At 73.0% G+C, this 9,854-nt stretch carries 9 protein-coding genes; 5 read left to right on the top strand and 4 right to left on the bottom strand.

The features are described from left to right. Positions 1–2,156: DNA polymerase III subunit alpha (dnaE, locus tag ACOJTC_RS30595; protein WP_420119486.1), on the bottom strand; the 2,156-nt coding region annotated here is incomplete at its 3' end. 312 nt (positions 2,157–2,468) lie between these two features. Here dnaE and ACOJTC_RS30590 point away from each other — a divergent pair. Both ACOJTC_RS30590 and ACOJTC_RS30585 read left to right on the top strand, forming a co-directional pair. Then, on the top strand, positions 2,469–3,071 hold the full coding sequence (locus tag ACOJTC_RS30590) for a hypothetical protein (protein WP_420119485.1): 603 nt from the start codon (positions 2,469–2,471) through the stop codon (positions 3,069–3,071). Positions 3,072–3,075: 4 nt separating this feature from the next. Continuing rightward, positions 3,076–4,125 carry a hypothetical protein gene (locus ACOJTC_RS30585; protein WP_420119484.1) on the top strand — a complete coding sequence of 350 codons (1,050 nt, stop codon included), beginning with the start codon at positions 3,076–3,078 and terminating at the stop codon, positions 4,123–4,125. 58 nt (positions 4,126–4,183) lie between these two features. On the opposite strand, the gene ACOJTC_RS30580 is transcribed toward ACOJTC_RS30585, so the two are convergent. Both ACOJTC_RS30580 and ACOJTC_RS30575 read right to left on the bottom strand, forming a co-directional pair. Beyond that, entirely contained in the window at positions 4,184–5,764 is a 1,581-nt protein-coding gene (locus tag ACOJTC_RS30580; RefSeq protein ID WP_357930754.1) for an MDR family MFS transporter, read from the bottom strand. 10 nt (positions 5,765–5,774) lie between these two features. Next, positions 5,775–6,428, bottom strand: coding sequence for a TetR family transcriptional regulator (locus ACOJTC_RS30575; protein WP_420119483.1), 654 nt, complete (start codon positions 6,426–6,428; stop codon positions 5,775–5,777). 150 nt (positions 6,429–6,578) lie between these two features. Between ACOJTC_RS30575 and ACOJTC_RS30570 the strand changes: the two genes are divergently transcribed. Then, positions 6,579–7,118 carry an RNA polymerase sigma factor gene (locus tag ACOJTC_RS30570; protein WP_420119482.1) on the top strand — a complete coding sequence of 180 codons (540 nt, stop codon included), beginning with the start codon at positions 6,579–6,581 and terminating at the stop codon, positions 7,116–7,118. Continuing rightward, the gene (locus ACOJTC_RS30565; RefSeq protein ID WP_420119481.1) at positions 7,111–7,641 is read left to right on the top strand and encodes a hypothetical protein; all 531 of its coding nucleotides are present in this window, start codon (positions 7,111–7,113) and stop codon (positions 7,639–7,641) included. Before ACOJTC_RS30570 ends, ACOJTC_RS30565 begins: the two co-directional genes overlap by 8 nt. On the opposite strand, the gene ACOJTC_RS30560 is transcribed toward ACOJTC_RS30565, so the two are convergent. Then, positions 7,638–9,038, bottom strand: coding sequence for a protein kinase domain-containing protein (locus tag ACOJTC_RS30560; RefSeq protein WP_420119480.1), 1,401 nt, complete (start codon positions 9,036–9,038; stop codon positions 7,638–7,640). The genes ACOJTC_RS30565 and ACOJTC_RS30560 overlap by 4 nt on opposite strands. Positions 9,039–9,174: 136 nt before the next feature. On the opposite strand from ACOJTC_RS30560, the gene ACOJTC_RS30555 reads away from it, so the two are divergent. After that, the gene (locus ACOJTC_RS30555; RefSeq protein WP_420119479.1) at positions 9,175–9,789 is read left to right on the top strand and encodes a hypothetical protein; all 615 of its coding nucleotides are present in this window, start codon (positions 9,175–9,177) and stop codon (positions 9,787–9,789) included. Positions 9,790–9,854 lie beyond the last annotated feature (65 nt).

Below are 9,854 nucleotides of genomic sequence, written 5' to 3'. Positions count from 1 at the left end.
CCGGCGAGGATCTGCGCGGCGCGCTGCACCTGCTCCTGGTAGACGATCAGGCCGTGGGTGGGGGCGAGGATCTCCCGCAGCGGCTCCTCCAGCTCCGGGTGGATCGGGGTGATCTCCTGGAGGTTGTTCTTGCGCAGCGCGTAGTTGGTGTGCGAGTCGACGCCCATCGGGCCGGGCCGGTAGAGCGCCAGCACGGCCGAGATGTCCTCGAAGTTGTCCGGCTTCATCAGCCGCAGCAGCGAACGCATCGGCCCGCCGTCGAGCTGGAACACCCCGAGGGTGTCGCCCCGGGCGAGCAGGTCGTAGGCGGGCTTGTCGTCCAGCGGCAGACCCAGCAGGTCGAGTTCCCGACCGTGGTTGAGCTGGATGTTCTTGACCGCGTCGTCGATGATCGTCAGGTTGCGCAGGCCGAGGAAGTCCATCTTCAACAGCCCGAGCGACTCGCAGGTCGGGTAGTCGAACTGGGTGATGATCACCCCGTCGGCGTCCCGGCGCATCAGCGGGATGTGGTCGATGATCGGCTCGGCGGACATGATCACGCCGGCGGCGTGCACGCCGGTCTGCCGGATCAGCCCCTCGATGCCCTTGGCGGTGTCGATCACCTTGCGGACGTCCGGGTCGGTCTCGTAGAGGCCCCGGATCTCGCCGGCCTCGGCGTACCGGGGGTGCTTGGGGTCGAAGATGCCGGTGAGCGGGATGTCCTTGCCCATCACCGCCGGGGGCATCGCCTTGGTGATCCGGTCACCGACCGCGTACGGGAAGCCGAGGACCCGGGCCGAGTCCTTGATCGCGGCCTTCGCCTTGATCGTGCCGAAGGTGGCGATCTGGGCGACCTTGTCCTCGCCCCACTTGTCGGTCACGTACTTGATCACCTCGCCGCGCCGACGCTCGTCGAAGTCGATGTCGACATCCGGCATCGAGACGCGCTCGGGGTTGAGGAACCGCTCGAAGATCAGGCCGTGCGGGATCGGGTCCAGGTCGGTGATGCCCAACGCGTACGCCACCAGCGAACCGGCCGCCGAGCCACGACCGGGACCCACCGCGATGCCCTGGCTCTTGGCCCACTGGATGAAGTCGGCCACCACCAGGAAGTACGACGGGAAGCCCATCTGGTTGATGACGCCCAGCTCGTACTCGGCCTGCACCACGTGGCCCTCGGGGATGCCCCCCGGGTAGCGGCGGGCCAGCCCCTTGAAGGTCTCCTTGCGGAACCAGGACTCCTCGGTCTCCCCCTCGGGCACCGGGAAGCGCGGCATCAGGTTGTGGAACTCGAACATCCCGCTCGGGTCGACCTTCTCGGCCACCAGCAGGGTGTTGCGGCAGCCCTGCTGCCAGAACTCCGAGGAGTCCACCGCACGCATCTGGTCGGCGGACTTGACGAAGTAGCCGCCGCCCTCGAAGCGGAACCGGTTGGGGTCGGCGACGTTGCTGCCGGTCTGCACGCAGAGCAGCACGTCGTGCGCCTCGGCCTGCGCCTCGTGGGTGTAGTGCGAGTCGTTGGTGACCACCGGCGGGATGTCCAGCTTGCGGGCGATGGTGATCAGATCCTCGCGGACCCGCTGCTCGATGGAGAGCCCGTGGTCCATGATCTCCAGGAAGTAGTTCTCCTTGCCGAAGATGTCCTGGTAGGCGGCGGCGACCTTGAGCGCCTCGTCGAACTGGCCCAGCCGCAGCCGGGTCTGCACCGCGCCGGACGGGCAGCCGGTGGTGGCCATGATGCCCTCGGCGTGCTCGGCGATCAGCTCCATGTCCATCCGGGGCCACTTGACGTAGTGCCCCTCCATGGACGCCCGGGAGTTGAGGGTGAACAGGTTCTTCAGGCCCTGCGCGTTGCGCGCCCACATGGTCTTGTGGGTGATCGCGCCGTTACCGGAGACGTCGTCGCTCTTCTGCTCCGGCCGGCCCCACTTGACCCGCGCCTTGTGGTAGCGCGACTCCGGCGCGACGTACGCCTCGACGCCGAGGATCGGGGTGACGCCGGCGGCCATCGCCTGCTTGTAGAAGTCGTTCGCGCCGTGCATGTTGCCGTGGTCGGTGATCGCCACCGCCGGCATTCCCAGCCGGTTGGCCTCGGCGAAGAGGTCCTTCAGCCGGGCCGCCCCGTCGAGCATCGAATACTCGGTGTGCACGTGCAGATGCGCGAACGAATCGCTCATACGTGAGCCCCCGGGGAAGGTCGATCAAGGCGGAACAGGCACGACCGGCCCACCCTACCGGGCCGCCCCACGCGCCGGCCCGGTAGCGGCGCGGGGTGTCGGCCGGGCATCGCCGACGGTCACCGACCGCACCCCCGACAGCGACCGCCGACCGCCCCGCCACCCCGTCGGAGCCTTCCCGACCATCGGCGGCGGCAGCAGAACGAGCACCCACTCGCATTCTTCACAAATATCGGTATAGAGGACAAAAAGGTCGAGCGGTTCCTAGTCTGAGGTCGGCAATTCGCCATGACCAAAGGCAAAGGAGACGACATGAGACGAGGACTCGCATCCGCCGCCGTGGTGGGGGCGGCGGCGCTGGCAGCCGGGCTCCTGACGGCGACACCGGCGTACGCGGGCACCTGTGTGGCCAGCGACCCGTGCGACACGACTGTCACCTTCGACGTCACCGCCGGGGCCCTGCAGATCACCGTCCCGGACACCGTCGACCTGGCCAACGACGGCACCCCCGGGGGCTTCGCGTACGGCCAGCTCGGCGCGATCACCGTCGATGACCTGCGGGCCAGCGCGACCCCGAGCTGGGTCGCCACGGTCAGCAGCACCGCCTTCATCACCGGCGCCGGCACCGACCCGGGCACCAGCATCCCGGCCAGCGACATCTACTACTGCTCGGGCGACGCCACCGCCACCACCGGCAGCGGCACCTTCGTCCCCGGCCAGGCGAGCCCCTGCGACCCGCCGCCGCCGGCCGACGGCACGGCCCTGGACACGCCGGCCACCGCGTTCAGCCACACCGTGCTCCCCGCCGACACCGGCAACAACTCGGCGACCTGGAACCCGCTGCTCACCGTCGCCGTTCCGCTCTCCGCCGTCGCCGGGCAGTTCACCGGCACGATCACCCACTCGGTCGCCTGATCCGATGACCCCGGCGACACAGTTGCGGTGGCGCGTGCTCCTCGCGCCGTTCTTCGTCGCGCTGTTCCTCGCCGCCACCGGTGTCCCCGTCGCAGCGGAGGGGGACGGGGACACCGGGGGCGACCAGCGGGGTAAACCCTCGGGCAGCATCGGCATCCAGCTGCTGGAGGCGTCGGCCGACCGGCGCGACGACCCCCGCGCCCGGGTGTACATCGTGGATCACCTGACGCCGGGCGCCACCATGAGCCGGCGCTTCGCGGTGACCAACGACTCCCCCCGGTCCCAGAAGATCACCATGTCGGTCGACGCGGCGGAGATCCGGGACAACCAGTTCGTGCCGTCACCCGACCCGAACGCCAACGAGCTGCCCGAGTGGGTCCATATCGATCAACCCAGCTTCGTCGCCCCGCCGTACAGCACCACCACGCTTCGCGTGAACGTCGACATCCCACCCTCGGCCCCACGCGGCGAACGGTACGGCGCGATCTGGGCCTCGGTCGCCTCGACCACACCCGATCCCACCCGGGGCACCGTACAGAAGATCAACCGGGCGGGCATCCGGATCTACCTCGACGTCGGGCCCGGCGGTGAACCACCGTCGGACTTCGAGATCGACGATCTCGTGCCGGGGCGTACCGACAAGGGGTTGCCGGTCGTCCGGGCGACGGTCCGCAACACCGGGGAGCGCGCCCTGGACCTCTCCGGCAAATTGTGGCTCTCCGACGGGCCGGGCGGGCTGTCCGCCGGCCCCTTCGGCGTCACCGTCGGCACCACCGTCCCGCCCGGCGGCACCGCGCACGCCGAGGTCCTGCTGGGCCGGCAGCTTCCCGACGGACCCTGGCAGGCCCGGCTACGGCTGGAGAGCGGCCGACTGCACCGCGAACTCACCGGCGAGATCACCTTTCCCCGCGACCACGGGGCCTGGGGGCTGCCCGCCACGCTGTCGGACCGGCTGCCGTGGATCGTCGCGCTCGCCGGCGTGCTGACCCTCGCGGCGGGGGTGTTGCTGGTCGTGACGGTGCGCCGGGTCCGCTCCCGGGTCGTCGCCGCGTGAGACCCGGCCCGGGCCCGACGCGTCCGCCCCGGGCCCGGCCGCGCCGCCGGTCGACCGGTCAGTGCATCGCGGTCAGGGCCGCCGCCTCCTGCTCGGCCCGCTCGTCGCCGCTGACCTCGTGCAGCGGCTTCTCCCGGATGAAGACGACCGCGACCAGCGCGAGCAGGGCGATCGGGGCACCGATGAGGAACAGCTCCGAGGTGGCGGTGGCGTACGCGTCCCGCACGATCGCCAGGACCGGGGCGGGCAGCGCGGACAGGTCGGGCACCTCGGTGGTGCCGCCGCCGGTGACGCCGGCCGCCGGGCCGAGCCGCTCGGTCATCAGCCCGGTGACCCGGTTGGCCAGCACCGCGCCGAGGGCACTGACCCCGATCGCGCCACCCATGCTGCGGAAGAAGGTCAGCACCGAGGTGGCCGCACCGAGTTCGTGGGCGGGCACGTCGTTCTGCGCGGCGAGGACCAGGTTCTGCATCAGCATGCCCACGCCGGTGCCGAGCACCGCCATGTAGAGCGAGAGCAGCGGCACGCCGGTGTCGGCGTCGATGGTGCTCAGCAGCAGCATGCCGACGGTCATCACGGCCGCCCCCGCCACCAGGTAGGCCTTCCACCTGCCGAACCGGGTGATGAGCTGGCCGGCGACGGTGGAGGAGACCAGCAGGCCGAGGATCATCGGCAGGCTCATCAGGCCGGCGACGGTAGGCGACTTGCCCAGCGAGGTCTGGAAGTACTGCGACAGGAAGACGGTGCCGCCGAAGAGGGCCACCCCGACCAGCACGCTGGCGACCGTGGTCAGGGTGACCGTACGGCTGCGGAAGATCCGCAGCGGGATGATCGGCTCGGGCACCTTCGACTCGACCCAGACCGCCAGCGCCAGCAGCACCAGCCCGCCGACGACCATCAGCGCGGTCCAACCCGAGGCCCAGGCGAACCGGTGCCCGGCCAGCGACGACCAGACCAGCAGGGTGGACACGCCCGCGGTGATCAGCAGCGCACCCCACCAGTCGATGCGGGCCCTGCGGCGCACCACCGGCAGGTGCAGGGTGCGTTGCAGCAGGACGATCGACAGCAGGCTGAACGGCACACCGATCAGGAAGCACCAGCGCCAGCCCAGCCAGGAGGTGTCGACCATGACGCCGCCGATCAGCGGGCCGGCGATCGTGCCGACGCCGAACACGGCGCCGAAGATGCCGGCGTACCGGCCCAGCTCCCGGGGCGGGATCATGGCCGCCATCACGATCAGCGCCAGGGCGGTCATCCCGCCCGCGCCGACACCCTGCACGATCCGGCTGGCCAGCAGGGTCTCCACGTTGCGGGCGAGGCCGGCGATCAACGAGCCGAGCACGAACAGGCCGAGGGAGAGCTGGATGAGCAGCTTCTTGCTGTAGAGGTCGGCCATCTTGCCCCACAGCGGCACGGTGGCCGTCATCGCCAGCAGCTCGGTGGTGACGATCCAGGTGTAGACGGTCTGGCTGCCGTTGAGTTCGGCGATGATGCGCGGCAGCGCGTTCGCCACCACGGTCGAGGCGAGGATCGCCACGAACATGCCCACCATCAGGCCGGAGAGGGCCTGGAGGACCTCCCGGCGGGACATCCGGCCGGTGCCCACCTCGGGCGGGGTCGACGCGGCAGTTGCGGTCATGGACGTTTCCTTACCGGGTTCGATGCACGTCCGGCGCGGTCGCGCCGGGCTGGTCGGAGGTACGGGGGTCGGGCAGCCCGGCGGCGACGGCGGCGAACGCCTCGTCGAGCAGATCGGCCAGGGAACGGGACCCGCCGCCGGTGGCCCAGCGGACCATCGCGGTACGCAGCGCGGCCCCGGTGACCGCCACCACGAGGGCGGGATAGCCGTCGTCCGGGTCGTGACCGGTACGCGCCGCGAGCGCCTCGACCATGGCCTGCTCGGTCGTCGCGTTGCCGGAGACCAGCCGGGCCAGCAGCATCGGGTGCTGCATCACCACCTGCATCCGCAGCAGCCACAACGCGGCGTCGCCCTCCACCTCGTCGATCACGCCGGCCAGGGCCGACCGGATCGCCGTCAGCGCCGGCACCTGCGCCGGTACGGCGGCCAGCGCCCGCAGCACCCGTTCCCGGTCGCCCGCCGTGTCGCCGACCAGCGCGTCGTCCTTGGTGGCGAAGTAGTTGAAGAAGGTCCTGGCGGAGACGTCCGCGGCCTCGGCGATCTCCTCGACGGTGACCTGGTCCAGCCCCCGCTCGGCGACCAGGCGCAGCGCGGCGGCGGCCAGTGCGGCACGGGTCTGCCGCTTCTTGCGGTCCCGCCGTCCGAGTCCCTCGTCCCTGGTCACGAGGGGAGCGTACGAACAAAAGTGCAGTGCCTGCAAACTTGCGCAGTGTGACATGAAACTCGACCGGAGGCCGAGCCGGTGCGGGGTGGCCCGGCCGGTCCCGGCCGCCTAGCCTCGACGGCACCACACCACGGCGCTCGGGGGACGGCAATGCTCCTCACGGACGACATCGACGACGTGGCCCGCGCCGCCGCCCGGGGCGAGCCGGGGGCGCTGGACGCGCTGCTGACGGCGGTACGCCCCGAAGTGCTCCGGCTGTGCGGCCGGCTGCTGCCCCACCGGGAGGACGCCGAGGAGGCCTGCCAGGACGCCCTGCTCGCGGTGGCCCGGGGCATCGGACGCTTCGAGGGCCGCTCGTCGTTCCACACCTGGCTGTACCGGCTCACCGCCAACCGGGCCCGGTCGACCTACCGGGCGCTGCGCCGACGCTGGCAGGTCGAGGCCGGCGGGGTGCCGCTGCCCGACCCGCCGGACCCCCGACGCACCAGCGTGGTCGCCGGCACCCGGCTCGACCTGCTCGACGCGCTGGACGCCGTCCGCCCCGAGGCGGCCGAGGCGCTGACCCTGCGCGACCTGCTCGGCCTGTCCTACCCCGAGATAGCCACCCTGCTCGACGTGCCGGAGGGCACCGTGAAATCCCGCGTCCACCAGGCCCGCCGCCAGGTCCGGGAACGGTTGACCGGTGCCTGAGCGGACCGGCCGGGGGCTGGCCGCCGCGCTGCTGCTCGTACCGGTGACCGGCTGCGCGGCCCCGGTCGCCCCGCTCCCGGTCCGGGCACCGACGCCCACCCCGGCGATCCCGACGACCGCACCCCCGACCACCGTGGCCCCGACCCCGGCCGGCCCGCCCCCGGGCACCGTGGGGGCGCTGCCGACGCGGCCCGCACCGGCACCGTCCACCCCCGACCGGACCCGGGGCACCCGGTCCCCGTCGGCGAGCCCCCGGCCGAGCGCCTGCCTGGGCCCGGTCCGCTACGACCTGGTCCTCGCCGACACCGAGCTGGCGCTGCTGACATCGCTGTGCCTGGGCGTCGGCGGGGTGCTCCGGCTCCAGGGGATCGGCCCCGGCGAGGTCACGGTGGACCGGGAGGACCTGGTCGACCAGAACTACGAGGCCGGCGTGGTCGACCTCCGCTTCCTGCGCGCCGGCACGGTCGGGGTGAGCATCCCGTACGAGGGGACGACGTACCTGGTCACGGTGGTGGTCGTCTAGCCGGGCCGCACGCGCACCCCGGCCAGCAGCGTGTCGACGACGTCCGGGCCGCTGCCCTGCGGCGGGGCGACCTGCACGTAGAGCAGCCCGACCCGGCCGGCACGGGCGGCGGCCTCGACCAGCACCGGCCGACCCGCCGGGCAGGTGAACCGGGCGACCACCCAGACCGTCGCGCCCCGGTGTACCCGCCGTACCGGGGCGGCCACGCAGTCGGCGTGCGGACGCTGCGCGACGAGGTCCGCCGGGGTGGACCGCCGGCCCAGCGTCGCGGAGAGGCCGACGAAGGCCCCCGGCACGGTCGGGTCGGTCGCCCACCGGCCCGGGTCGGGCGAGACGACAAGCGCCGGTTCGAGCCGTCCCCGCGCGTCGTACCGGCCGGCCCAGCCCGTCCCGGAGGCCCGCCAGCCGGCCGGCAGGAGCACGCTCACCGGCCCGCTGCGGCCCCACCGGCCGTCGGCCGTGGGCCGGGTGGCGTCACCGCCGGTGGCACCCACCGCGACCAGGATCAGGGCACCGGCCCCGGCCAGGCCCAGCCGACGCGCCACCCGGCGACCGGCAGCCGAACCCGCCCGGCCGACCGGCCGCGCCTCCCCCACCGGGAACGCCCTCCCCGGTCGCCGGGTGGCGGGGTCGTCGGGTGCCGCGGCGGCCCGAAGCACCGCCACACGGCCAGCGAGGGCGTCGGGGTCGCGGTGGGCGGGGCGGGGCGCTGTGGCGCGGCGTCGCACCGCCACCACCGGCGCGGGCACCCCGTCCAGGTGCGGCCGGGGGCCGGGGCCGCCGAGCAACCGCAGGCCGAGCCGACCCAGCCCGAACACGTCGCTGCGGGTGTCCACCACGGCCAGCGGATCGTCCTGTTCGGGCGCCATGTAGCCGGGCGTGCCGGCGCGGGCGGTCAGCCCGGAGGCGGCGGCGAGCGCCTTGGCCAGCCCGAGGTCGGCGATGACCACCCGTTCCCCGTCGGCGGTGGAGGTGAACAGCACGTTGCCCGGGGTGAGGTCGCGGTGCACCACCCGCTCCCGGTGCAGCACGGCGACCCCGGCGGCGATCTCGTCGAGCAGCGTCAGGGCCGGCGGCACCGGTGGCGTCCCGGCGGCCAGCCGGTCCCGCAGGCTTCCGCCGTCGGCCAGGGCCAGCACCGCGTACGGCCGGCCGTCGGGTAGTTCGCCGACCGCGTGCACCCGTATCAGCCGGGGGTGGTCGAGCCGCCGCAGCAGCCGGGCCTCGTCCCGGAAGCGTTCGCGGACCCGCAGGTCGTGACTCCAGTTCTCGGCCAGCACCTTGATCGCCACCCGGGAGTCGAGAGCGGGATCGTGACCGAGCCAGACGGTCGCGAAGGAGCCCGCACCGAGCAGCCGTTGCACCCGGTAGGGCCCGATCCAAGCCGGAGTGCCCATCGTTCCACCCCCACCGCACGGTAACCGGCCTCGGCGGGTGCCGGCGTCCGCCGGGGTCGGTCGGAAAGCCGACGAACGGATTCCGGCCCGGCGGAGACCAACAGAACGACAGACCCGTACCCGCGAAGGAGTTGTCATGCATCGTCTCCGCACCATCCTGCTCACCGGCCTGCTGACCCTGGCCGTCGTCGCGCCGGCGGTACCGGCCGGGGCGCATCCCGGCGTCGCGTCGGGGTCCACGGTGGACCGCGCGCCGGGGGTCGCCGCCGGACTGTGGTCGGGCGGCCTCCCCGGGCGTTCCACCGGCGGCACCGACCTGCTCAGCGTCCGGGGGGCGGGGCCGTTCCGGATCGGCGCGTCACTGACCCGGCTCACCGCGGCCGGACTGATCGACTGGACGGCCGTCGACTGCGAGGGCGTGGTCACGGCCGGCGTCACCGGCGAGTGGGCCGGGAAGATCATGGTGGCCTTCCGCAACGGGCGGCTGGTCGAGATGGGTACCGCCACCGCACCGCCCCGCTCGCCGGCCGGGGCGGGCGTGGGCATGTCCTTCGCCGAGGTGGCGCGGATCTACGGCCCCCGGGGCGAGTTCATCCACAACGACGCCGGAGACGAAACGGCGTACCTGGTGCGGTTCGGCAACCGGGTCGAGTTGTTCACCGGGCACCCGATCCGGCCGGGCGTCGGCTACTTCCAGGTCGGGCTGGCGGATCACGTCGAGCGGGCCTTCCGGCAGGGCCGGCCCTGCTGATCAGCCGGTCGGAGCCGGGGGGGGGGGGGGTGCCCGCCCCCCCGCGCGCCAATTGGCCACCCCCC

It is taken from the genome of Micromonospora sp. (assembly GCF_048594385.1).
GTDB lineage: Bacteria > Actinomycetota > Actinomycetes > Mycobacteriales > Micromonosporaceae > Micromonospora > Micromonospora wenchangensis.
The sequence above is the reverse complement of the archived record's forward strand: the minus strand, read 5'-3'. Positions and strand labels throughout refer to the sequence as shown.